Origin of the sequence: Burkholderia sp. RF7-non_BP4, assembly GCF_001521935.1 — a bacterium.
Lineage (GTDB): Bacteria > Pseudomonadota > Gammaproteobacteria > Burkholderiales > Burkholderiaceae > Burkholderia > Burkholderia diffusa.
In genome coordinates, this window is the sequence record NZ_LOTA01000007.1 from 216,967 (window position 1) to 237,139 (window position 20,173).

The 20,173-nt window shown below is 65.0% G+C and carries 27 protein-coding genes and 2 tRNA genes; 9 read left to right on the top strand and 20 right to left on the bottom strand.

The window, feature by feature from the left end:
* Nucleotides 1–29 precede the first annotated feature (29 nt).
* Nucleotides 30–1,316, top strand: a complete 1,287-nt coding sequence (locus tag WS49_RS03440) for an MFS transporter (protein WP_059524497.1) — start codon at nucleotides 30–32, stop codon at nucleotides 1,314–1,316.
* A 63-nt stretch (nucleotides 1,317–1,379) separates the two neighbouring features.
* On the opposite strand, the gene WS49_RS03445 is transcribed toward WS49_RS03440, so the two are convergent.
* Complete coding sequence (locus WS49_RS03445; protein WP_059524499.1) at nucleotides 1,380–2,432, bottom strand: NADP(H)-dependent aldo-keto reductase; 1,053 nt, start codon at nucleotides 2,430–2,432, stop codon at nucleotides 1,380–1,382.
* A gap of 195 nt (nucleotides 2,433–2,627) precedes the next feature.
* Entirely contained in the window at nucleotides 2,628–3,065 is a 438-nt protein-coding gene (locus WS49_RS03450) for a PaaI family thioesterase (protein ID WP_059524501.1), read from the bottom strand.
* A 169-nt stretch (nucleotides 3,066–3,234) separates the two neighbouring features.
* Between WS49_RS03450 and WS49_RS03455 the strand changes: the two genes are divergently transcribed.
* Nucleotides 3,235–3,705 (top strand): winged helix-turn-helix transcriptional regulator, encoded by a 471-nt coding sequence (locus tag WS49_RS03455; protein ID WP_059524503.1) that lies wholly within the window; start codon nucleotides 3,235–3,237, stop codon nucleotides 3,703–3,705.
* A gap of 176 nt (nucleotides 3,706–3,881) precedes the next feature.
* The gene (locus WS49_RS03460) at nucleotides 3,882–4,505 is read left to right on the top strand and encodes a phospholipase D family nuclease (RefSeq protein WP_059524505.1); all 624 of its coding nucleotides are present in this window, start codon (nucleotides 3,882–3,884) and stop codon (nucleotides 4,503–4,505) included.
* A 180-nt stretch (nucleotides 4,506–4,685) separates the two neighbouring features.
* Here WS49_RS03460 and WS49_RS03465 read toward each other — a convergent pair whose 3' ends face one another.
* The gene (locus tag WS49_RS03465; protein WP_059524507.1) at nucleotides 4,686–4,904 is read right to left on the bottom strand and encodes a hypothetical protein; all 219 of its coding nucleotides are present in this window, start codon (nucleotides 4,902–4,904) and stop codon (nucleotides 4,686–4,688) included.
* A 33-nt stretch (nucleotides 4,905–4,937) separates the two neighbouring features.
* Nucleotides 4,938–5,147, bottom strand: coding sequence for a hypothetical protein (locus tag WS49_RS03470; protein WP_059524509.1), 210 nt, complete (start codon nucleotides 5,145–5,147; stop codon nucleotides 4,938–4,940).
* Nucleotides 5,148–5,196: 49 nt separating this feature from the next.
* Here WS49_RS03470 and WS49_RS03475 point away from each other — a divergent pair, with 49 nt between their 5' ends.
* Nucleotides 5,197–6,168, top strand: a complete 972-nt coding sequence (locus WS49_RS03475; protein ID WP_059524510.1) for a GGDEF domain-containing protein — start codon at nucleotides 5,197–5,199, stop codon at nucleotides 6,166–6,168.
* Nucleotides 6,169–6,244: 76 nt separating this feature from the next.
* Here WS49_RS03475 and WS49_RS03480 read toward each other — a convergent pair whose 3' ends face one another.
* Nucleotides 6,245–6,718, bottom strand: coding sequence for a VOC family protein (locus WS49_RS03480; RefSeq protein WP_059524512.1), 474 nt, complete (start codon nucleotides 6,716–6,718; stop codon nucleotides 6,245–6,247).
* Between the two features lie 121 nt (nucleotides 6,719–6,839).
* Nucleotides 6,840–7,148, bottom strand: coding sequence for a hypothetical protein (locus tag WS49_RS03485; RefSeq protein ID WP_059524514.1), 309 nt, complete (start codon nucleotides 7,146–7,148; stop codon nucleotides 6,840–6,842).
* Between the two features lie 202 nt (nucleotides 7,149–7,350).
* Between WS49_RS03485 and WS49_RS03490 the strand changes: the two genes are divergently transcribed.
* Nucleotides 7,351–8,094: a DUF695 domain-containing protein gene (locus WS49_RS03490; protein ID WP_059524516.1), complete on the top strand. Its 744-nt coding sequence runs from the start codon at nucleotides 7,351–7,353 to the stop codon at nucleotides 8,092–8,094.
* A 440-nt stretch (nucleotides 8,095–8,534) separates the two neighbouring features.
* Here the strand turns inward: WS49_RS03490 and WS49_RS34695 are convergent, their stop codons facing one another.
* Nucleotides 8,535–8,747, bottom strand: coding sequence for a hypothetical protein (locus WS49_RS34695; protein WP_156441324.1), 213 nt, complete (start codon nucleotides 8,745–8,747; stop codon nucleotides 8,535–8,537).
* A 206-nt stretch (nucleotides 8,748–8,953) separates the two neighbouring features.
* Here WS49_RS34695 and WS49_RS03495 point away from each other — a divergent pair, with 206 nt between their 5' ends.
* Nucleotides 8,954–9,418: a plasmid fertility inhibition factor family protein gene (locus tag WS49_RS03495; RefSeq protein WP_059524518.1), complete on the top strand. Its 465-nt coding sequence runs from the start codon at nucleotides 8,954–8,956 to the stop codon at nucleotides 9,416–9,418.
* A gap of 379 nt (nucleotides 9,419–9,797) precedes the next feature.
* Here the strand turns inward: WS49_RS03495 and WS49_RS03500 are convergent, their stop codons facing one another.
* Entirely contained in the window at nucleotides 9,798–9,977 is a 180-nt protein-coding gene (locus tag WS49_RS03500) for a hypothetical protein (RefSeq protein WP_257127745.1), read from the bottom strand.
* A 251-nt stretch (nucleotides 9,978–10,228) separates the two neighbouring features.
* On the opposite strand from WS49_RS03500, the gene WS49_RS03505 reads away from it, so the two are divergent.
* The gene (locus tag WS49_RS03505; protein WP_059524521.1) at nucleotides 10,229–11,212 is read left to right on the top strand and encodes an FkbM family methyltransferase; all 984 of its coding nucleotides are present in this window, start codon (nucleotides 10,229–10,231) and stop codon (nucleotides 11,210–11,212) included.
* 468 nt (nucleotides 11,213–11,680) lie between these two features.
* Here the strand turns inward: WS49_RS03505 and WS49_RS03510 are convergent.
* The 8 genes from WS49_RS03510 to ssuD all read right to left on the bottom strand — a co-directional run bounded on the left by WS49_RS03510 (nucleotide 11,681) and on the right by ssuD (nucleotide 16,791).
* Nucleotides 11,681–11,756 (bottom strand) — tRNA-His (locus WS49_RS03510).
* 59 nt (nucleotides 11,757–11,815) lie between these two features.
* Entirely contained in the window at nucleotides 11,816–12,802 is a 987-nt protein-coding gene (dusA, locus tag WS49_RS03515; protein WP_059524523.1) for a tRNA dihydrouridine(20/20a) synthase DusA, read from the bottom strand.
* Nucleotides 12,803–12,928: 126 nt separating this feature from the next.
* Nucleotides 12,929–13,183 (bottom strand): hypothetical protein, encoded by a 255-nt coding sequence (locus tag WS49_RS03520; RefSeq protein ID WP_059524526.1) that lies wholly within the window; start codon nucleotides 13,181–13,183, stop codon nucleotides 12,929–12,931.
* 54 nt (nucleotides 13,184–13,237) lie between these two features.
* Nucleotides 13,238–13,435 carry a hypothetical protein gene (locus WS49_RS03525; RefSeq protein ID WP_059467585.1) on the bottom strand — a complete coding sequence of 66 codons (198 nt, stop codon included), beginning with the start codon at nucleotides 13,433–13,435 and terminating at the stop codon, nucleotides 13,238–13,240.
* Between the two features lie 140 nt (nucleotides 13,436–13,575).
* Nucleotides 13,576–13,791 (bottom strand): TOBE domain-containing protein, encoded by a 216-nt coding sequence (locus WS49_RS03530; RefSeq protein ID WP_006400187.1) that lies wholly within the window; start codon nucleotides 13,789–13,791, stop codon nucleotides 13,576–13,578.
* Nucleotides 13,792–13,848: 57 nt separating this feature from the next.
* Complete coding sequence (locus tag WS49_RS03535) at nucleotides 13,849–14,808, bottom strand: ATP-binding cassette domain-containing protein (RefSeq protein ID WP_059524528.1); 960 nt, start codon at nucleotides 14,806–14,808, stop codon at nucleotides 13,849–13,851.
* Complete coding sequence (gene ssuC / locus WS49_RS03540; protein WP_059524530.1) at nucleotides 14,805–15,617, bottom strand: aliphatic sulfonate ABC transporter permease SsuC; 813 nt, start codon at nucleotides 15,615–15,617, stop codon at nucleotides 14,805–14,807. Before ssuC ends, WS49_RS03535 begins: the two co-directional genes overlap by 4 nt.
* A gap of 16 nt (nucleotides 15,618–15,633) precedes the next feature.
* Complete coding sequence (gene ssuD, locus WS49_RS03545; RefSeq protein WP_059524532.1) at nucleotides 15,634–16,791, bottom strand: FMNH2-dependent alkanesulfonate monooxygenase; 1,158 nt, start codon at nucleotides 16,789–16,791, stop codon at nucleotides 15,634–15,636.
* Between the two features lie 341 nt (nucleotides 16,792–17,132).
* Here ssuD and WS49_RS03550 point away from each other — a divergent pair, with 341 nt between their 5' ends.
* Nucleotides 17,133–17,561: a hypothetical protein gene (locus WS49_RS03550; RefSeq protein ID WP_059524561.1), complete on the top strand. Its 429-nt coding sequence runs from the start codon at nucleotides 17,133–17,135 to the stop codon at nucleotides 17,559–17,561.
* A gap of 125 nt (nucleotides 17,562–17,686) precedes the next feature.
* On the opposite strand, the gene WS49_RS03555 is transcribed toward WS49_RS03550, so the two are convergent.
* From WS49_RS03555 to WS49_RS03565, 3 genes are read right to left on the bottom strand one after another with little or no spacing between them, the layout of a single operon-like run.
* Nucleotides 17,687–18,835: an enoyl-CoA hydratase/isomerase family protein gene (locus tag WS49_RS03555; RefSeq protein ID WP_059524534.1), complete on the bottom strand. Its 1,149-nt coding sequence runs from the start codon at nucleotides 18,833–18,835 to the stop codon at nucleotides 17,687–17,689.
* Between the two features lie 31 nt (nucleotides 18,836–18,866).
* Nucleotides 18,867–19,205 carry a DMT family transporter gene (locus WS49_RS03560; protein ID WP_014897159.1) on the bottom strand — a complete coding sequence of 113 codons (339 nt, stop codon included), beginning with the start codon at nucleotides 19,203–19,205 and terminating at the stop codon, nucleotides 18,867–18,869.
* A 3-nt stretch (nucleotides 19,206–19,208) separates the two neighbouring features.
* Complete coding sequence (locus WS49_RS03565; RefSeq protein WP_059524536.1) at nucleotides 19,209–19,706, bottom strand: heme-degrading domain-containing protein; 498 nt, start codon at nucleotides 19,704–19,706, stop codon at nucleotides 19,209–19,211.
* A 215-nt stretch (nucleotides 19,707–19,921) separates the two neighbouring features.
* Here WS49_RS03565 and WS49_RS03570 point away from each other — a divergent pair.
* Nucleotides 19,922–19,998: transfer RNA gene (locus WS49_RS03570), tRNA-Met, on the top strand.
* On the opposite strand, the gene WS49_RS35825 is transcribed toward WS49_RS03570, so the two are convergent.
* The coding region (locus WS49_RS35825) for a hypothetical protein (protein WP_218921274.1) at nucleotides 19,984–20,173 on the bottom strand (190 nt) is incomplete at its 5' end. The genes WS49_RS03570 and WS49_RS35825 overlap by 15 nt on opposite strands.

A 20,173-nucleotide genomic window follows, 5' to 3' on the forward strand; every position in this document is an offset into this window, starting at 1 on the left:
TCGCCCCTTTCTCGGGACCTGCTCACACGATGAATACGACCACCCTGACCTCGCAGGACGCCGCGCGCCCCAGCGCCGCGAAGATCCGGCGCATCATCCTCGCCGCATCGATCGGCAATGCGCTCGAATGGTTCGACCTGATCGTCTACGGCTTTTTCGCGGTGACGATCGCCAAGCTGTTCTTCCCCACGACGAGCGAGGCGACGTCGCTGCTGCTCACGCTCGGCACGTTCGGGCTCTCCTATCTGATCCGGCCGATCGGCGGCTTCGTGCTCGGCGCCTACGCGGACCGCGCGGGCCGCAAGGCGTCGCTGCTGCTGTCGATCGGGATGATGATGGTCGGCACCCTGCTGATCGCGCTGATGCCGACCTATGCATCGATCGGCATCCTCGCGCCGCTCGGGATCATGCTGTCGCGGCTGATGCAGGGCTTTTCCGCCGGCGGCGAATTCGCGAGCTCGACCGCGTTCCTCGTCGAACACGCGCCGCAGCGGCGCGGCTTCATGTCGAGCTGGCAGTTCGCGAGCCAGGGCCTCGCGACGCTGCTCGCATCGGGTTTCGGTGCGCTGCTGACGTCGACGCTGAGCGTCGCGCAACTCGAAAGCTGGGGGTGGCGCGTGCCGTTCCTGTTCGGCCTCGCGATCGGCCCGGTGGGGCTCTACATCCGCCGCTACGTCGACGAGGGGGTCGAGTTCAAGACGCAGGCGCGCTCCGAAGCACCCGTACGCGAGTTGTTCGCGGACCAGAAGATGCGCGTGCTGCTGGCGATCGGGGTGCTCGTGATCTCGACCGCGATCAACTACATGGTGCTGTACATGCCGACGTATGCGATCAAGCAACTCGGGCTGCCGGCATCGACGGGCTTCGCGGCGACGCTCGCGACCGGCTTCGTGCTGACGCTCGTCACGCCGCTCGTCGGCCATCTGTCCGACCGCACCGGGCGGATCCGCGTGATGGCGGCAGCGGCCGTGCTGATGCTCGCCACCGTATGGCCGACGTTCGTGTGGCTCACGCACCACGCGTCGTTCGCGACGATGCTCGCGGCGCTGATCTGGATCGGGCTGCTGAAGGCGACGTACTGCGGCGCGCTGCCGGCGCTGATGGCCGAACTGTTTCCGTCGCAGACCCGCGCGACCGGCCTCGCCGTCAGCTACAACACGGGCGTCACGCTGTTCGGCGGCTTCGCGCCGTTCGTGATCACATGGCTGATCAGCGCGACCGGCAACCGGCTGTCGCCGGCGCTGTACCTGATGGGTTGCGCGGTGCTGAGTCTCGTCGCACTGCTGGTCGCGCGCACGCGGCTCGGGATGCGCTGACCCCGCGGCAATGCGCATCGGACGCGGCCCGCGCGGCACCGTGCCGCGCGGGCCGCTCGCCGTTTACGGCGCCGGGTTCGGCTGCCGTTCGTGCAGCACGTCGATCTCGGCGAGGATCTCGTCGGACAGCGTCACGTCGATGCTGCCGATGTTCTCCTTCAGTTGCGCGAGCGACGTCGCGCCGACCAGGTTGCTGCGCACGAACGGCCGGCTGTTGACGAACGCGAGCGCGAGCTGCGCGGGCGACAGCCCGTGCCGTTTCGCGAGCGCGACGTAGCGCGACGTCGCCTCGACGGCCTGCGGCTTGCTATAACGCTGGAAACGCTCGAACAGCGTGATGCGCGCGCCGGCCGGACGCGCGCCGTTCTCGTACTTGCCGGACAGCCAGCCGAACGCGAGCGGCGAATACGCGAGCAGTCCGATGCCATCGCGATGCGTGAACTCGGACAGGCCGTTCTCGAACGTGCGGTTCAGCAGGCTGTACGGATTCTGGATGCTGGCGATGCGTGGCAAGCCGAGCTTCTCGGCCGCGCGCAGGAACTGCGCGACGCCCCACGGCGTTTCGTTCGACACGCCGATCGCGCGGACCTTGCCGGCCTTCACGAATTCCGCGAGCACGCCCAGCGTTTCCTCGATCGGCACCGTGTACGCGTCGTCGACCCACGGATACGCGGGGCGGCCGAATGTCGTCGTGCTGCGATCGGGCCAGTGCAGTTGATACAGGTCGACATAGTCGGTCTGCAAACGCTTGAGGCTGCCGTCGAGCGCCTCGGTCAGGTTCTTGCGGTCGAACTGGTTGCCTTCGCCGCGAATATGGCGCGGATTGTGCGGCTGCCGCGCCGGGCCCGCGATCTTCGTCGCGAGCACGATTCGATCGCGCTGCGCCCGATGCCGCGCGAGCCAGGTGCCGATGTACTGCTCCGTGCGTCCCTGCGTATCGGGCTTCGGCGGCACCGGGTACATTTCCGCGGCATCGATCAGCGTGACGCCCTGCCCGAGCGCGTAATCGATCTGCTCGTGGGCGTCGCGTTCAGAATTCTGCTCGCCCCACGTCATCGTGCCGAGACCGATCAGGCTGACCTCGATGCCCGAATTGCCGAGTGTGCGGTATTCCATGCTGTTCCTGTCGCGTCAGTGGAAAGCAGGAACGCTATCACATTGAAACGAACGCTTCAGATGGCCGGTGCGTTCGCTTACAGGCCGCCTGCGATGTGCGCTCGAGCTCGCTCATTCGGGGTACGGCGGCCTTCGCGTGCGCGGTCCGGATCATGCCGGACGAACCGGGCCGGCGTAACGACGCCGCCCGCTGCGTCACTGCGGCCGCTGAATGAAGCAGGTTGCCGATGCGTGCGCGACGATCTTGTCGTCCGGCGTCTTCAGCGTGCCTTCCGCCACGCCGAGCGAACGCGACAGGTGAATCACGCGCCCCTCCGCGATCAGGTCGATGTCGCGCGGCACAGGACGCAGCATTTTCACGTGGAGGTCGACCGTGCCGTAACCGACGCCCGCGTCGAGCATCGAATGCACCGCGCAGCCCGTGACGGAGTCGAGCACCGTCGCGGCGAACCCGCCGTGCACGCCGCCGAGCGGATTCAGGTGCCGGCCGTCCGCACGCGCGGACATCTTCACGTAGCCGAGCTCGACGCCCAGCGGCCGCATCGGGATCGTTTCCGAGATCGACGCGAGCGGCAGATCGCCCGCCGCCGCCGCGCGCAGCAGTTCGAGACCGGACAGGGAAAGCGGATTCATCGGGTTGTCTCCTGATTGAAAGCGCGTCGCCGCGCGAGTAAGTTCTAAATTGGAACTGATTATTGACAACCGTGCCGGGCTTGTCAACGCAGACACCGCCCGTTGCAACCGAAGGTAAGTTCTATAATCGAACCCGCTCTTTCACTGCACCGTCGCACGAGACTCGATCATGAAATGGGATGACATCGGCACGCTGAACTGTTCGGTCGCGCGCACGCTCGCCGTGCTCGGCGATCGGTGGACCATGCTGATCCTGCGCAACGCGTTTCTTGGCTGCCGCCGCTTCGATGCGTTCCAGATGCAACTGGGCCTCACGCGCCACGTTCTGGCCGAGCGGCTCGCGCGTCTCGTCGACGAAGGCGTGCTGGTCAAGCGCGCGTATCAGGAGCGCCCGCCGCGTTTCGAATACCGGTTGACGGAAAAAGGCCTCGACCTCTACCCGGCCCTGCTCGCGCTGATGACATGGGGCGATCGCTGGAAGGACGACGGCCAGGGGCCGCCGGTGCAATTGCGTCATCGAACCTGCGGTCAGTTGATGCATGCGGTCGCGGTGTGCTCGGCATGCGGCGAGCCGCTCGATGCGCACGACGTGCATCCGGAGCCCGGTCCCGGATGGATCGCACGCGAGGCGGCCGACTGACGCATGGCGCGTAGCGAGGGGCGTGCGCGCATGGCAGTGCCGCACACGATGAACTTCATCACGTCGATCGCGCCGGACCATCACACGATGTCGCGCATTCGCATCCGGGCGTGGCCGCGCCGCCGTGTCTGCGTTACACTCACGGCCCGCTGTCTCAAAACCATTCGCTGTCCAAGATGTTGTCGCGCCAACGCCTCGCTGCTGCCTGCCTCGCCGCTTCCCTGCTCGCCACGCCCTTCGCCGCCTTCGGCAAGACGCAATCCGAATCGCTGCTGCAGCAAGCGATCGACTTCATCGCGCAACTTCTGCCGGCCCCGACCCATGAGGCGCCCGCCACGCAGGTCGTCGAATCTGCGTTCTCGCCCGATGGCGGTGCCGAGGCGCTCGTCCTGAAGGCAATCGGCGCCGCGCGCACCTCGATTCGCGTGGCCGCCTACTCGTTCACGTCGCCGCCTGTCACCCGCGCGCTGCTCGCCGCGAAGCGGCGCGGCGTGAATGTCGCGGTCGTCGTGGACGACAAGGGCAATCGCGCGAAGAGCAGCAAGCAGGCACTCAACCTGCTCGTCAACGCGGGCATTCCGACACGCACGATCGACGCCTATGCGATCCACCACGACAAGTATGTCGTGGTCGATGCCGAGCACGTCGAGACGGGCTCGTTCAACTACAGTGCCTCGGCAGCCAGCCGCAATTCCGAAAACGTCGTCGTGGTCTGGAACAATCCGCAACTCGCGTCGCGCTACCTTGCGCATTGGCAAAGCCGCTTCGACCAGGGTACGCCGTACCGCTCGTCGTACTGACCCTTCGCGCATGCGATCGCCACGCGCCCTTCGCGTGCGGCGCGGCCGACGCGCATCGTTGCGTGCATTCGCGCCGTCATGTCGTCGATGATCGGTGCATAGTGCATGCCGGTCAACCTGGCCGAATGGCCTGCACACCGGGCGCGACGGCGCCGCGATCGGTGAAATCGGTGGATGAAATCAGTGGATGTCGGCCGCCCGCTCCGCGATCTGCGTGGTCGCGGCACACCGGCTCGCATGCGCATGCGCATCGCTGGCCGAAGGCTTCGGTCGATCGCGAGTCCCGCCCGGCAGCGCACCGAGTACGCAGTCCGTACTGAAGGTCAGCGGGTTCTGAATCATCGGATAGAGCAGATACAGCGCCAACGCGAGATACCCCGCGTAGAGAATTCGAACCATGGTGCGGTGGATGAGCGATTGATCTTGCCCTGTTTACGGCATCGCACCGGAGAGCTTGAGCCGCCGGGCATCGAATTGCTTGTCCCGCAGCGACGCATGACATGCGAAGCGTTCGCGTCGCATCGCCATGGCAACGCCGCACAACACGGCGTGCAGCGCGATGACGAATGCGCGATACTGTTCGGCGTGCGCGGCGAGTTCGGCAAGCATGCGCCGACGGCTTTCGCACGCGCCGAGCGACATCCAGACGATCGATGACCGGCTCCGCAGCCGGGACCAGAGACAAAGGCCAATGCAGATTGCTTCCAAACCGGTCGACGAGGCGGCCCGGCTCGAGACGCTTCATTCGTTGTCGATCCTCGACACGCCACCGGAAGAACGGTTCGACCGCCTCACGCGCCTCGCGCGCCGGCTGTTCGACGTTCCGATCGCACTCGTCAGCCTCGTCGACAAGAATCGCCAGTGGTTCAAGAGTCATTCGGGTCTCGACGCCACGCAGACCTCGCGCGACGTCTCGTTCTGCGCACATGCGCTGCTCGCGGACGAAACGATGGTGATCCAGGACGCGCGCAACGACGATCGCTTCCACGACAATCCGCTCGTCACCGGCCAGCCCGGCATCCGCTTCTATGCGGGCCGGCCGCTTGCCGCGCCGAACGGCGCACCCGTCGGCACGCTGTGCCTGATCGACACGCGGCCGCGCGACCTCTCCGTCGACGAACTCGCGCTGCTCGGTGATCTCGCGCATATGACCGAACGCGAAATCGCGGCGCTGCATCTCGCGACGACCGACGAACTGACCCAACTGACGAACCGCCGCGGCTTCGAGATTCTCGCGCGCCACGTGCTGAGCCTGTGCGAGCGCATGGGCCGGCACGCGGTACTGCTGTTCTTCGACCTGAACGACTTCAAGGCGATCAACGACCGCTTCGGCCATGCCGAAGGCGACCGCGCGCTCATGGCCTTCGCGGACACGTTGACCGGTGCGCTGCGCGACAGCGACGTGATCGCCCGACTCGGCGGCGACGAATTCGTCGTGCTGTTGAGCGCCAGCGATCCGGCCGACGTCGGCGAGCCGATCGAGCGCGTCACGCAGGCGCTCGCGCTGCGCAACGCGGCCGACGCACGCGGCTATGCGATCCGGTTCAGTGTCGGCTACGTCGCATACGATCCCGCGCAACACCGCGCGGTAGCCGACCTGCTCGAATCGGCCGATCGCCGCATGTACGAGGACAAGCAGCGCGGCAAAGCCGCCGGCGCCTGAGCGCGGATCAACCGCTCGCCGATACGCGCCTCCGCCGCTGCCGCCAGCCGCGCTGGGTCCGATATGCGCCGTTCGGTCAGCTTCCGCACGGCGGCGCACTCGCCATCGCTTCCGCGATCTGCTCGGGCGTCAAGTCGCGCTGGTGGGTCGCGATCGACCAGCGATGGCCGAACGGGTCCTCTACCTGGCCGTAGCGATCGCCCCAGAACATATCGGTGGCCGGCATTCTGACGGTCGCGCCGGCCGCGACGGCCTGCGCGATCGCCGCATCGGTGTCCGGTACGAACAGGTGGAGGCAGACCGGCGTGCCGTTCAGCGTCTTCGGCCCGAGTGCGCCGTGCTCCGGCATTTCATCGACGAGCATCAGCGTCGAATCGCCGATTGCAAGGCACGCGTGCGCGAGCCGGCCGTCCGGGGTCGGCAGGCGAAACCGCTCGGTCGCGTTGAACGCACGCTTGTAGAAGTCGATGGCGGCGGCTGCGCCGGCGCAGATCAGATGCGGGGTCAGCGTGCGCATCCCTTCCGGGATCGGGTTGACGGACGTGGCCATGGGTGTCGCTCCTTCAGTCGGTTATCGAATCGGAAATCGGGACGGACGCACGATGCGCACGCCTCCGATGCCACGACGGACGAACTCGACGGAAATCGACACGCCTGCGGATATTTTTTTCTCAGATCTGCGGAAGGTCACGCAGCGTACGCGACTCGTTCGTCGCATCGATGTCGAGTTCGATCCCTTCCGACGCGTCGCGATAAAGCACGCGCTTCAGTCTCGGCCCCACTGCCGTCCCGTCCGCTTCGTCGAATACGGCGCGAACGTCGTCGCCGGCCGCAAGCGCGCGCGCAACTTCCGCCACCGACGCCTCGCTCGGCGTCGCCGCCCACGACCGGTCCGCCGGATTGACAGCCGCCCAGCGCACGTGCGTCACACGTGCGCTACGCACGTCGATTCGGACACCATTCACCGCGAACATCGACATCGGGATCTCCTTCGAAACGGTTGCGGCCGGACGAACGCCGGACGACGGAAGCCGACGATGGCGCGACAGCCCGCGGGTTCGACCGCCACCAGGCCAGCCTGACGCACGATCACCCCGCACGCGGCTTCGGCCAACGCGATTTTCGATGATACATTGGGACGCTTTGCAACCGTCAACAGACAATCGTGCACGGGAGAAACACATGACCGACGCCTGGGGAACCTTCCCTGCCAGAATGGGCGACCATCAGGCCTTCATCAGCTTCAATCACGGCTTTGCGGAAATCGCCGAAAGCGATCCGCGCACGTCGCTGCTCAGCGTGCGTGTCGCGCTCGAGCATCCGACACCCGACGGCCTGCCGAGCAGCGACGAGTTCGCCGGTCTCACGAACATCGAAGATCTGCTGGACGCCGCAGTGACCGCGAAAAACGGCGTGCAGGTCGGCCGCATCACGGTCGACGGCAATCAGGATTTCCTGTTCTACGTGCCGTTCGACGAGGAAACCGCGGGCGAGATCGTCGACTCGCTCGCCGAGCGCACGACCTACGCGCTTCAGTACGCATTCCAGGACGATCCGGACAAGGAAACGTACTGGCGCACGCTCTACCCGACCGACGACGACTGGCAACTGATGCGCGACATGCGCGTGCTCGAGGCGCTGCGGCAGAAAGGCGACGTGAGCGACGTGAGCCGGCGCGTGATGCACTGGGCTTATTTCCCGGAACCGAGCGATGCGCACCAGTTCGCCGACTGGGCCGAGTCGAAAGGCTATCTGGTCGAATCGGTCGCGCCGACCGAAGACGGCAAATCGGCCGTGCGGTTTGCGCACGAAGGCACGATGGCGCTGGCCGACATCACGCACCATACGCTCGAGATCAATCGCGAGGTGCGCTCGCTCGGCGGCGAATACGACGGCTGGGAAACCAGCGTCGAGCAGGCGGGCTGACTCCGCCGGCACGCGCGTTGCGCGCGTGTCGGACCTTGACGGGTTCGGTACAAAAAGCATCCCGGCAGCGCGACGGCGCGCCGCCGGGACCAAGGCATCGCCGGCCGTAACCGGCGACGGGCCCAGGCAACCGCCCAGGCACGAGGAAAGCGATTCATGCGGATCAGGCGAACGGATGCCGTGGCGCGAGACGCCGCCTGCCGAACGCCTGTCCGTTTCCGCCGACGGGGCTTGCATGCGTCGTGCGGGGAAAAAGCCCCGCTCCTGCGCGAGCGAGCGGGGAAATGGTTGACCGGGCCGGGGTAGAACGGTCAACCGGCCAGATTGTGATCGTGGCCCGTGCGACCGTCTGTGCGGCAACTCACCCTTTCAAGCGGAAAGCTCGCGTGCCTGGTGCCGCTTGCGGCACGTCACGGCACGGCCGGCGGCCGGTGCGGCGATCATGACGACGAGCGACGCGCCCTTTCGGCTGACCAACTGCTCCGCCAGTCGACGATATTGGCGCGTGCGTCGTCCTCGTCAGCGAAATCGTTGCGTTTCAGGAAACGGTCGAGCACGGCGACCCGCCCCGTTTCCCGCGTTTCGAGTGTCGCCGTGAAGCGGTAATCGAGATATTCGATCTCAAGTACCGGTACATGACTTTCTCCGGCCAATCCGCCCTCTCGGTTCTTATGATGCGCCGCGCCAGGCCGGCGTCACGCGCTGCGTGAATCTTGTGTGAATTCGGGGCTGCAAGTCATTCCGGCAGGCAGTATCGCGATCTTCTCGCGAGCTTTTGACCTCGACTGAAAATACATGGCCGTCCGGTCGCGCTGCTACACTCCGGCCACAATAATCGCTTGCCACATCCAAGGAAACAATGTCACTCGCACGGGCACAACATGATGGTGTCGATGTCTGGATCATCCCGCTTTCGGGACATGCCGCCTATGCCTCCACGCATCTCAAGCGGGTATTCGCCTCCGACGACTCGCGCCATCGCGTCGTGACGGTCGACCTGACGAAGCTGCTCGCCTGCGCCGATCGCGACACGACCGACTATGTACTGCCTTCGGTTGAATACTGGGCGCCCGGCAAGGCCGCCGGCATCCGCGCTTTCCTCGACCCGGCCGGACCCCGTATTCCCGAGATGCCCTTCATCACCTTTCGCGAGACGAGAACGCGGACGCTGCTAGGCATCCCGGGCCTGTCGAAAGTCGGCGTCGCGTCGTTCCGGAACGGTCAGCATCGCGCGCGCTATCTGGCGTATGCCGGGGCGACGAGCCTGCCGGTCGAGGTGCATGAAACGGAGGCGGATTTGCTCGTGCGGTATTGCGGCGAATAAAGGACGCGACGCCCGATCCTGTGCGGAACGGGTCGTGACAAATATGCCGCCGGAAGGATACGGCCATGTGCGCTCTGTCAGTTCAACGTACACACGCGAGCGATGTGCTCCGCATCATGTGACGTCGCGCTGCGCAGCGTGACGGTTCGGGTTGCCGGCATGCGCAGGTCGCTCATCATTGCGTAATGGAGGCCGGGAAAGTGCGGCAATCATGCGTCGCGAGCGATGTCGCACGATGGCCATGTAGGCAAAAAAATGTCCCGACGCCTTCCGGGTCGTCGGGACCGAACGGCCCTGCAAAGCTGAGGGCACGAGGAAGTCATTACATTACACGAATGTAAGCATGTTAAGCGTTGGTGATTCACGCCAAGTCGCTGGCCTATTCCGACAATTTGCAGGTCGATCCAGTTGTCTCGTCGAGCAATACCCTCTTCCCACTGCTCTTGACCACGTAGTACGCCTGCAGCCCGACGTACGCGATCGTCGCGACGGCTACCCACCGATTGACGCTGTGGATGATCAGCCACAGCCAGAAATTGCAGCCTACTGTGTGCGCCACCTTCGCAGCGCTCGCCGCGAGATCGCTCGTCATCGATTGCCCGCAATGAAAAAGCCGCCTTGAGGCGGCTTGAGGCAGTGTTGAGGTTATACTTTCGAGCGGCTTCAACGGCAGTCCACAAACGATTTCTTTCGAGAGACATCTATGGACGCAGTGTTGGCATTGGCGGACGGCGATGGCTCGTCCAAGGCAACGAGAACGACAGCTATATCGCAAAGCCGACAGACCCGTTCGAACCGCAGCTTGTGTCAATGCTCGCGGTCCTGTGTGACAACGGCGCACAGGTGCTTGATATAGGTGCCAATATCGGCTGTACTGCGCTCGCACTTTCGCAGATAGTCGGTGAAGGTAAAGTAGTCGCGTTCGAGCCGGTGCCGCGCACACTCGCGAATCTGTCCAAGAACGTTGGCATGCTTTCCAACGTGGCAATACAGAGTTTCGCTCTCGGCAGTCAGGCTGGAACAGTGCCCATGCAAGGCTCCGAAGGAGATTCAGCTGGCGCGTTCGTCGCCAATCAATTTCAAATCGCCAATGCCGGGTATTTCCAAGTTGAAGTCCCGGTGCGCACACTCGACGAAGCATTCCCCTCGCTTGGACTTGACCGCATTGATTTTATTAAGATCGACGTGGAAGGATTCGAACTCGACGTATTCGAAGGTGGTCGCGAGACGCTGCAGCGCTTCAAGCCGCGTGTTGTGCTAGAAATGAACCACTTCTGCCTCAATATGTTCCGGCGCATCACCTATCCGGAGTTTCGCGAGCGACTTCTGCGCATCTTCCCTTACGTATATGCCGTCGATGGTACGCGTTATCTAGATCTGACCTCGGAAAACGACGCGTACGTTGTGGGCTACGAGCACACCCTCCAATTCCGATTCCCGAATCTCGTTGCGGGATTCGACCGGTCCGATCTTATCGCGCGACTTTCAACTCTCGATCGCGCTGCACACGTGCTCGCTGAGGCGCATCGCATTGCAGCTGATTCCGAGGCACGCGCCGCGGCGGTAGATGTCAACTCGAATCAGCTTCGACAGCAACTCTCTTCGCTCGCAGCTGAACGGGATTGTCTCAGCAGGCAAGTTGTCGCAGCCTCACAGCGAATCGCTGAACTCGAGCGCGAGAGGAACGCACTTCTCACGTCATCAAGTTGGCGAGTCACGCAACCGTTGCGCTCGATAAAACAGTTCTTTGCGACAAAAAGCTCTGCCTCTACGGAGTCGGGTTCATCCACGTGATTACGTCGGCGGCGATAGTACGCCTGCAGCCCGATGTACGCGATCGTCGCGACGACCACGGTTCGCCTAAACAGTCGGGCCTTGGCCGTATTGATCCGCCAGCACTGATTCACTCAGATCGCCGGCGCCGCAATCTTTCATGATCCGCGGTACAACATCCGTTGGGAAGACGAGCGCGCATTCCGGCGAAGTTTCTGGACACCGATTCTGAAACGGCTCGGAATGCGCTACCGCCGGCCTACAACATGCGGCATCGCTACGCGACGGCAATGCTGATGGCAGGAACGACTTCAGCCTTTTGCGCGAAACAGCTCGGGCACAGCATCGGGATGTTCCTGACAACGTACGCGAAATGGATGGCGAGCAGAACGCTCTAGAGAGCGCGAGGCTCGAATCGACGCTATTGTCCCCGAGTTTCCCCGCAAAGCAAAACAGGCGCCTAAGCGCCTGTTTTGTTAATGCATTCGGTGGGGTGGCTGATGGGACTCGAACCCACGACAACAGGAATCACAATCCTGGACTCTACCAACTGAGCTACAGCCACCACTGATACTGCTTTGTTTCTTCGCTGTTTCGTTTCGTGTTCAGCAGCGAAGAACAAGATTATACGAAGACTTTTCCGTCTTGCAAAGCATTTTTTTCAAAATTTTCGAGAGCGTCGTTCAGATGCGTGCGCGCCTCGTCGAACACCGCCAGATCGCCGCGCGCGAGCTTCTTGTTGTCCGACAGCACGCGACGCCAGCCGCGTGCACCCGCGACGCCGCGATACAGCCCGAGTGCGTGCCGGACGATCGCGCCGAGATACGTGCCGCGCTTCAGTTCCGCCGCACAGTATTCGATCAGTTTCGCCTCAGCCTCCTCGCGCGTCGGCATCGCCGCTGTCGATCCATAGAAGCGCGCATCGACGCCCGCGAGCACGTACGGGTTGTGATATGCCTCGCGGCCGAGCATCACGCCGTCCACATGTTCGAGATGCTGCGCGACTTCGTCGAGCGTCTTGATCCCGCCATTGATCACGATCTCCAGCGACGGGAAATCGCGCTTCAGCTGATACGCATAGTCGTACTTGAGCGGCGGGATCTCGCGGTTCTCCTTCGGAGACAGTCCCTTCAGGATCGCGTTGCGCGCGTGCACGACGAACGTCTCGCAGCCGGACTCAGCCACCGTGCCGACGAAGTCCCGCACGAACGCATAGTCCTCGACCGCGTCGACCCCGATCCGATGCTTGACCGTGACCGGCACCGACACCACATCGCGCATCGCCTTCACGCAATCGGCAACGAGTTGCGGCTCGTTCATCAGGCACGCGCCGAACGCACCGCGCTGCACGCGCTCGGACGGACAGCCGCAATTCAGGTTGATCTCGTCATAGCCCCACTGCTCACCGAGTTTCGCGGCACGCGCGAGATCGTCCCGTTCGCTGCCGCCCAGCTGCAGCGCGACCGGCGATTCGTTCGGCGTGAACGCGAGATGCCGCTGGGCGTCGCCGAACAGCAGCGCGCCCGTCGTGATCATTTCCGTATACAGCCACGTGTCGCGCGTCAGCGTGCGATGAAACGACCGGCAATGACGGTCGGTCCAGTCGAGCATGGGCGCCACGGAAACGCGGCGGGGAGGAAGCGAGGACGAAGCGGACATGGAATTCGGGGCAGCAAGCGGCGCGGGAAACAACCCGAGATTTTACCGCAACGCGACCAGGCCGGCCCGGCAGCCTGACTAGACCGGCCCGCCCTCGCCCAGTTCGGCGTCGACGGCCCGCCGCGCCTCCTCGAGTACGCGCTCGATCACGCGGCGTTCGGTCAGCAGCATCCCGTCGACTTTCACGAGCCGCCAGTCAATCCGCACGGCCGCGCCCTGCAGCACGCGGTAGTGCGCATGCTCGCCGTCCCACACCTGCTCGGTCTTCACCTCGATCTCGTAGCCGCGGTACGGCTCGCTGAAATCGCCGAGATCGCTGCCTCTCGGTTCCATCGCTCGCTCCGTGGCGACGCACGCCGGGCCGCCTCGGCGGCCGGCGCCGTGCGCTCAATCGTATTCGTTAGACAAAACGGATTTGCCGTCGGCGGTCAGGTCGACGCGGTCGGCCGCCGCCTGATAGATCAGCCCTTCGTTCAGCAACGCATAGACAACGTCGTCGAACGCGGCGGGAACCGGCCGGGTGTCGCCGAACTGGTCGATCCACTTCAGCGCCTCGATGGCTTCGGGAGAAAGGATGGGGGTCATGCGTTGGCCTCCGGCGTCGGTGTCGTTCCATCCTAGCACTTCGTCCGGACGGCGAATACCGAGGCAAACGCGCGACGAAAATGCCGGGCGCGACGGATGGCCGGATGGCCCGTCCGCGGCGCCCGGCATCGGAGACACGCTCAGAGGCGCGCGATCGACACTTCGGTGGATTTCACGAGCGCGACGACTTCCGCGCCCACCTTCAGTTCAAGTTCGTCGACCGAACGCGTCGTGATCACCGACGTGACGATGCCGAACGGCGTCTCGACGTCGACCTCGGAGACCACGGGCCCGCGAATGATCTCCTTCACCTTGCCTTTGAACTGGTTACGCACGTTGATTGCAGTGATGCTCATCGGGTTGATCGCTCCGAAGAAAAAAGTCTGAGAGCGGGCGGCCGGTGCCGCCCGGAGTTAAACGGCCCAGCGAATCTGCCCGACCGGTCGTACGTGATCGACCTCATGTGCCGCGTCCTGCTCGGCGCCACCTTGCCCGCCGGCGAGCACGCGTTGCAGTACGCGATCTTCGAGCGCCGCGAACGCGGCCGACGCGCGTGCACGCGGCCGGTCGAGCGGCACCGGCTGATCGAGAGCGACGCGACCTTGCTCGATCAACAGGATCCGGTCGCCGAGGGCGACGGCTTCCTGCACGTCGTGCGTGACGAGCAGCGCGGTGAACCGGTGCTCGCGCCACAAACGCTCGATCAGCGCATGCATCTCGATACGAGTCAGCGCGTCGAGCGCACCGAGCGGCTCGTCGAGCAGCAGCAGTTGCGGTCGGTGCACGAGCGCCCGGGCGAGCGCGACACGCTGCCGCTGGCCGCCCGACAACTGCGCGGGCCAGTCGTTCGCGCGCTCGAGGAGCCCGACTTCGTCGAGCACCGCGCGCGCCCGATCGCGTGCCCCGCGCCCCAGGCCCAGCATCACGTTCTGCAGCACGGTCTTCCACGGCAGCAATCGCGCATCCTGGTACATGATTCGCGTGTCGAGCGTGCCGCCCCCCTCGCCGCGCGTCACGAGCGCACCGCTGCTCGGCGCCTCGAGTCCCGCGACGAGGCGCAGCAGCGTGGATTTCCCGCAGCCGCTGCGACCGACGATCGCGACGAAGCTGCCGCGCGCGATGCCGAGTTCGACGTTGTCGAGCACGGTGCGCGCGCCGAAGCGCTTGCTGACGCCCGACAGCGTCACCGCGTCGTCCTGTATCGGGCCGCCCGTGCGCCGCCGGGCAAGCGGAACGACGGATGCGCCGCCGTCCCGATCGACGATCGCCGCATGACGTGCGTCGTCGTCCGTCACGCGTGCCTGCGCCAGTTCGGCCTCGAGGTCTGCGCCGGCGAGCGGGCCGTAGGCGGCCGCCGAAGTCGTCGCATTCATGCCTTTGCTCCAGATTGATAAGCGGGGTGCCAGCGCAGCGTCACGCGCTCGATCCATTTCGCCAGCACGTCGGCCAGCTTGCCGAGCACCGCATACAGCAGGATGCCGACTACCACCACATCGGTTTGCAGGAATTCGCGCGCGTTCATCGACATGTAGCCGATGCCCGACTGCGCGGAGATCGTTTCCGCGACGATCAACATCACCCACATCAGCCCGAGCGCGAAGCGCACGCCGACGAGAATCGACGGCAATGCGCCGGGCAGGATCACGTCGCGATACAGCGCGAAGCCGCGCACGCCGTAACTCTTCGCCATCTCGATCAGGTTCGCGTCGACCGAGCGGATCCCGTGATACGTGTTGATGTAGACCGGAAAGAACACGCCGAGCGCGACGAGAAACAGCTTCGCCTTCTCGTCGATGCCGAACCACAGGATCACGAGCGGAATCATCGCGAGCGCGGGAATGTTGCGGATCATCTGGATCGTCGAATCGAGCGCGACCTCCGCTGCTTTCGACAAGCCGGTCGCGAGCCCGAGCGCCAGGCCGACGCCGCCGCCGATCGCAAAGCCGAACAGCGCGCGCCAGGTACTGACCTTGACGTTCGCCCACATCTCGCCCGACGTCACGAGCGACCACGCGGCACGCACGACCGCAACCGGCTCGGGCAGCACGCGGGTCGACAGCCAGCCGACGCGCGCGCCGACCTCCCATGCGGCCAGCAGCGCGAGCGGCACGAGCCACGGCGCGATGCCGCGCCAGGCGCGGGCGGCCACGGCCGCGCCGGTCGTCGACGTTTTCGTTGTCATCACACGCCTCCTTCGTTCAGCTCTGGCTCGCCTTCGGCAGGTAGTTGTTGCCGACGATCTCGCCGAACGGACCCGACAGCGGACCGGACGACCGCACCGCACCCTTGCCCTTGATCAGCGGGAACACGAGCTCGGCGAAACGGTACGACTCCTCGAGGTGCGGATAGCCGGACAGGATGAACGTCTCGATGCCGAGATCCGCGTATTCGCGCATGCGTTCCGCGACCTGCTCGGGGTTGCCGACGAGCGCGGTACCCGCGCCGCCGCGCACGAGACCGACACCGGCCCACAGGTTGGGATACACCTCGAGCGCCTCGCGGCCGCCGCGCTTGCCGCCGTGCAGCGCGGCCATCCGGCGCTGGCCTTCCGAATCCATGTTCGCGAAGGCCTTCTGCGCACGCGCGATCGTCTCGTCGTCGAGGCGGCTGATCAGGCGCTCGGCATCGCGCCAGGCTTCGTCCTCGGTCTCGCGCACGATCACGTGCAGGCGGATACCGAACTTGATCTTGCGGCCGCGCGCCTCGGCGCGGGCGCGGATGTCGGCGATCTTCTTCGCGACGGCCTCGGGCGGCTCGCCCCAGGTCAGATAGGTGTCGATGTGATCGGCGGCGATCGCGTGCGCGGCCGGCGACGATCCGCCGAACCACAACGGCGGATGTGGGCGCTGCACGGGCGGATACAGCGCCTTGCCACCCTTCGATTGAAGGTGCTTGCCGATGTAGTCGAACCCGCCGTTGTCGTGCGATGCGGACAGCAGCCCGCGCCAGATGTTCAGGAAGTCGTCGGTGATTTCGTAGCGCGTGTCGTGGTCGGCGAACAGTCCGTCGCCTTCGAGCTCGGCGGCATCGCCACCGGTCACGACGTTGATCAGCAGACGCCCGCCCGACAGACGGTCGAACGTCGCGGCCATCCGCGCCGAGAGGCCGGGCGATGCGATGCCGGGACGCACGGCGACCAGGAACTTCAGGCGCTGCGTCGCCGGAATCAGGCTCGACGCGACGACCCACGCATCCTCGCAGGAACGGCCGGTCGGCAGCAGCACGCCTTCATAGCCGAGCGTGTCGGCCGCGACGGCGATCTGCTTGAAATAATCGTAATCCGCGGCGCGCGCGCCTTCGGCGGTGCCGAGGTAGCGGCTGTCGCCGTGCGTGGGAATAAACCAGAAAACATTCATCTGCTGCTCCTGCTTGACTGTTCTTGCCGGAATCTGGACAAAACGAGGCCCTGCTCGCGTCGCGAATGAGCGACGCATGCACGGTGTGCGTTCGAATCGGGATGGCTCGCCGGTCAGGCCGTGCCGCGGGCGAGTACGCGATTGCACGGCTGTTTCTGGGAAATCAGTCTATGGATCGCTGCAGGGCTTTGGAACGATTTTTTTGAGCTTAGGTTTTCCGCTTTCGTGATTAGCACGACGCTCCAGCGAATATCGCGTCGGCCGGGCCCTATAATGACGCACCTATCCGAATAACTTCGCGCGGACGGCCCCGGCCGGCCGCGCCTGCAATGCACTCATCGATGCAGAAAGTCATCCTGCCGTTCCTGTCCGGCTTCCTGGCCGCCCTCTTCTTTCGCGAAGCGACGCTCGCGCTCCTGCATACGGCCGACCTGATCGCCGCCGCCGGGTTTTCCACGCAACCGTTCGCGCCACTCGGCATTCCTGAATTTGTTGCGAACGCATTGATCAGCGCGTGCTGCGCAATTCCGATGGCGTGGCTGCTGCGCGTGACGCCGGATCGTGAAGCGCCGTGGATCGGCGCGCTGGTGTTCGGCGGCATCGTGCTGACGGCCGCCCGCGTGTTCGCGATCGATCCGCTGCGCGGGATCTGGCCGTCGGGCAACATGATGCCGGTGCTCGCCGCCGGTTTCGCAGCGAACGCGGTCTGGGGCTTCGGCGCGCTCGTGTTCATGCGCGCGTTCATGTCGGACGACGCCGGCGACGAATAACGCACGCCCTGCCGCGAGGCCTCCGCCTCACTGCCCGCCAAGGCGGATCGGCATCCTCGAATGAAAAGGCCGCCTGCACACAATGCAGGCGGCCTTTTTGCTTTTCGCGTCGAAACCGCGGTGCGTCAGTCCTTCAGATTGCGCAGCGGATGCATGTCGGGCGTCCACGGGCTGTCGAACATCGCGAGCACATCGGCGCGGTCGATATCGGCGATCGACTTGAAGCGCCAGGCCGGCTGATGGTCCTTGTCGACGATCAGCGCGCGCACGCCCTCGATCACGTCGCCGTGCGCGAACGTCGAACGCGTGAGGTCGAGGTCGCGCCGCAGGCAATCGGCCATTGTCGCCCCGCGCGCCCGTTCGACGACTTCAAGCGACACGGCCATCGACAGCGGCGACAGTTGGCCGCGCATCGCATGGGTCGCCTTCTCGACCCATCCGTCGACCGCGGCGCAATCCTGCTCGGCGTCGAGCGATGCGAGGATCGCGCCGATATCGGCTCGCGCGAAATGACGATCGATCCCGGCGCGCGCGTCGGCCAGCGCGGACGTGTCGGGCGTCGGCACGACCTTGTGCGACGCGGCCGCGTCGGCCACGCACGCGACGGCCTGCGCGCCGCTGTCGATGCGTGCGCTGCGCAGCGTATCGAGCAGTGCCGGCAGCGCGGCGTCGGGCAGGTACACGTCGGCGAGCTGGGCATACAGTGCGCCGGCCGCGTCGAGCGTCGCGCCGGTCACCGCGAGATAGCGGCCGGTCGCACCCGGCGCGCGCGCGAGGAACCAGCCCATCCCGACATCGGGGAACAGGCCGATGCGCGTTTCGGGCATCGCCATCTTCGTCGAGTCGGTGACCACACGCAGGCCGCCCGTATGCCGCGCCGCCTGCGAAATGCCCATGCCGCCGCCCATCACGACACCGTGCATCAACGCGATGTACGGTTTCGGATAGGTGAAGATCGTATGGTTGAGCGTGTATTCCTCGATGAAGAACGTGTCGACCGCATCGCGGTCGCCGCGCTGCCACGCGTCGTGGAAGAAGCGCACGTCGCCGCCCGCGCAGAACGCGCGAGGATGCGGGCTGTGCACGACGACGGCGACCACGTCGGCGTCGTCGCGCCATGCATCGAGCGCCTGCTGCATCAGCCGGATCATTCCCACCGACAGCGCATTCAGCGCCTTCGGCCGGTTCAGTTCGAGATAGCCGATGCGGTTCGCGACATACGCGCGCACGTCGGGCTGGGCGGATTCCGCGGAAGCGGAAATGGAATCGGTCATGTGAGCCATCCGGCGTATCGCGGGCGCACGCTCAGTGCGCCTGCATCTTCGAGAACAGGTTCAGCACCACGACGCCCGAGACGATCAGCCCGAGGCCGATCACGGCCGGCAGATCCGGCACCTGGCGATAGAGCAGCATCGCGACGAGCGTGATCAGCACGATGCCGGCACCCGACCACACCGCATAGATGATGCCGACGGGCATCGTGCGCAACGTGAGGGACAGACAGTAGAACGCGATGCCGTAACCGGCCACGACGAGCGCCGACGGCCAGAAGCGCGTGAAGCCGTCCGCCGCGCGCAGCGCGGACGTGCCGACCACTTCCGCGACGATCGCGATCGCGAGCCATGCGTAACCCGGAAGCTGCATCGCTCAGCTCCTTGCAAGTGCCAGCACGGCATAGTTCTGCCCAAGCTCGGCGCACAGTGCTTCGACGACGAACTCGTGATCCGCGCGCTGCGGCAGGCCCGATGCGGTGATCGAGCCGATCACGCCGGCCCCCGCGACGGTCAGCGGAAACGCGCCGCCGTGCGGCGAATATTCCGAGATCGGCAGTCCGTGCTTGTCGGCGAGCGTGGCGCCGGCCTGCTGCATGCGCAGGCCGATCGCATACGAGCTGCGGCGGAAATGCGCGACGACGTTGCGCTTGCGGCGCACCCAGTCGGCGTTGTCGGGCGTCGCACCGGCGAGCGCCGCATAGAACAGCGGCTGGCCGAACGTGACGATGTCGATCGCGATCGCATGGCCGCGCGACGTCGCGAGCGCATGCATCCGGTTGCCGAGCGCCCAGGCACGAGCCGGGTCGAAATGGGGAAACACGAGCGCCTGTTCCTGCGCGCCGATCGATTGCAGATCGTGAGCGATGTCCATGAATCCGTCGATGCAGTAGTGAGTGTTGCAACGGCACCGACGCAATTCGCGCGCGACTCCGCTGCAGGAATGAACGACACAAGCAAACCGCTCGATTCTAGCTCACGCGCCTGCCGCACCGGCCCTGCAAGCGCCCCGCCGGCGATTGCGACGCGATTGTCAGAAAGTGCTTGCAAGCATTCTGGTTAGTCCATATAATTCATTTCTTCGACGGACGCGGGGTGGAGCAGTCTGGCAGCTCGTCGGGCTCATAACCCGAAGGTCGTAGGTTCAAATCCTACCCCCGCAACCAACGTCCCGATTCATGCAAAAAGCCCGGCTCAACGCCGGGCTTTTTGTTTTTCGGCTGACCCGTCCTGAAATAGGTTGACACTTTTTCGCCGAGACGAGGAGGTGGCAATTGGAACAAGGGATCAAGCGGACGCAACGGGACTACAGCCTGGCTTTTAAGCTGTCGGTGGTGGCCC

What these genes read in the sequence shown, in the direction of transcription:
- WS49_RS03455 (WP_059524503.1), top strand. Translation starts at nt 3,235, where the DNA reads ATGAAATGGGATGACATCGGCACGCTGAACTGTTCGGTCGCGCGCACG.
- WS49_RS03465 (WP_059524507.1), bottom strand. Translation starts at nt 4,904, where the DNA reads ATGGTTCGAATTCTCTACGCGGGGTATCTCGCGTTGGCGCTGTATCTG.
- WS49_RS03495 (WP_059524518.1), top strand. Translation starts at nt 8,954, where the DNA reads ATGTCACTCGCACGGGCACAACATGATGGTGTCGATGTCTGGATCATC.
- ssuC (WP_059524530.1), bottom strand. Translation starts at nt 15,617, where the DNA reads ATGACAACGAAAACGTCGACGACCGGCGCGGCCGTGGCCGCCCGCGCC.
- WS49_RS03565 (WP_059524536.1), bottom strand. Translation starts at nt 19,706, where the DNA reads ATGGACATCGCTCACGATCTGCAATCGATCGGCGCGCAGGAACAGGCG.
- WS49_RS03450 (WP_059524501.1), bottom strand. Translation starts at nt 3,065, where the DNA reads ATGAATCCGCTTTCCCTGTCCGGTCTCGAACTGCTGCGCGCGGCGGCG.
- WS49_RS03460 (WP_059524505.1), top strand. Translation starts at nt 3,882, where the DNA reads ATGTTGTCGCGCCAACGCCTCGCTGCTGCCTGCCTCGCCGCTTCCCTG.
- ssuD (WP_059524532.1), bottom strand. Translation starts at nt 16,791, where the DNA reads ATGAATGTTTTCTGGTTTATTCCCACGCACGGCGACAGCCGCTACCTC.
- WS49_RS03535 (WP_059524528.1), bottom strand. Translation starts at nt 14,808, where the DNA reads ATGAATGCGACGACTTCGGCGGCCGCCTACGGCCCGCTCGCCGGCGCA.
- WS49_RS03520 (WP_059524526.1), bottom strand. Translation starts at nt 13,183, where the DNA reads ATGGAACCGAGAGGCAGCGATCTCGGCGATTTCAGCGAGCCGTACCGC.
- WS49_RS03490 (WP_059524516.1), top strand. Translation starts at nt 7,351, where the DNA reads ATGACCGACGCCTGGGGAACCTTCCCTGCCAGAATGGGCGACCATCAG.
- dusA (WP_059524523.1), bottom strand. Translation starts at nt 12,802, where the DNA reads ATGCTCGACTGGACCGACCGTCATTGCCGGTCGTTTCATCGCACGCTG.
- WS49_RS03525 (WP_059467585.1), bottom strand. Translation starts at nt 13,435, where the DNA reads ATGACCCCCATCCTTTCTCCCGAAGCCATCGAGGCGCTGAAGTGGATC.
- WS49_RS03475 (WP_059524510.1), top strand. Translation starts at nt 5,197, where the DNA reads ATGCAGATTGCTTCCAAACCGGTCGACGAGGCGGCCCGGCTCGAGACG.
- WS49_RS03445 (WP_059524499.1), bottom strand. Translation starts at nt 2,432, where the DNA reads ATGGAATACCGCACACTCGGCAATTCGGGCATCGAGGTCAGCCTGATC.
- WS49_RS03555 (WP_059524534.1), bottom strand. Translation starts at nt 18,835, where the DNA reads ATGACCGATTCCATTTCCGCTTCCGCGGAATCCGCCCAGCCCGACGTG.
- WS49_RS03505 (WP_059524521.1), top strand. Translation starts at nt 10,229, where the DNA reads ATGCTCGCGGTCCTGTGTGACAACGGCGCACAGGTGCTTGATATAGGT.
- WS49_RS03485 (WP_059524514.1), bottom strand. Translation starts at nt 7,148, where the DNA reads ATGTCGATGTTCGCGGTGAATGGTGTCCGAATCGACGTGCGTAGCGCA.
- WS49_RS03530 (WP_006400187.1), bottom strand. Translation starts at nt 13,791, where the DNA reads ATGAGCATCACTGCAATCAACGTGCGTAACCAGTTCAAAGGCAAGGTG.
- WS49_RS03440 (WP_059524497.1), top strand. Translation starts at nt 30, where the DNA reads ATGAATACGACCACCCTGACCTCGCAGGACGCCGCGCGCCCCAGCGCC.
- WS49_RS03560 (WP_014897159.1), bottom strand. Translation starts at nt 19,205, where the DNA reads ATGCAGCTTCCGGGTTACGCATGGCTCGCGATCGCGATCGTCGCGGAA.
- WS49_RS03550 (WP_059524561.1), top strand. Translation starts at nt 17,133, where the DNA reads ATGCAGAAAGTCATCCTGCCGTTCCTGTCCGGCTTCCTGGCCGCCCTC.
- WS49_RS03470 (WP_059524509.1), bottom strand. Translation starts at nt 5,147, where the DNA reads ATGTCGCTCGGCGCGTGCGAAAGCCGTCGGCGCATGCTTGCCGAACTC.
- WS49_RS03480 (WP_059524512.1), bottom strand. Translation starts at nt 6,718, where the DNA reads ATGGCCACGTCCGTCAACCCGATCCCGGAAGGGATGCGCACGCTGACC.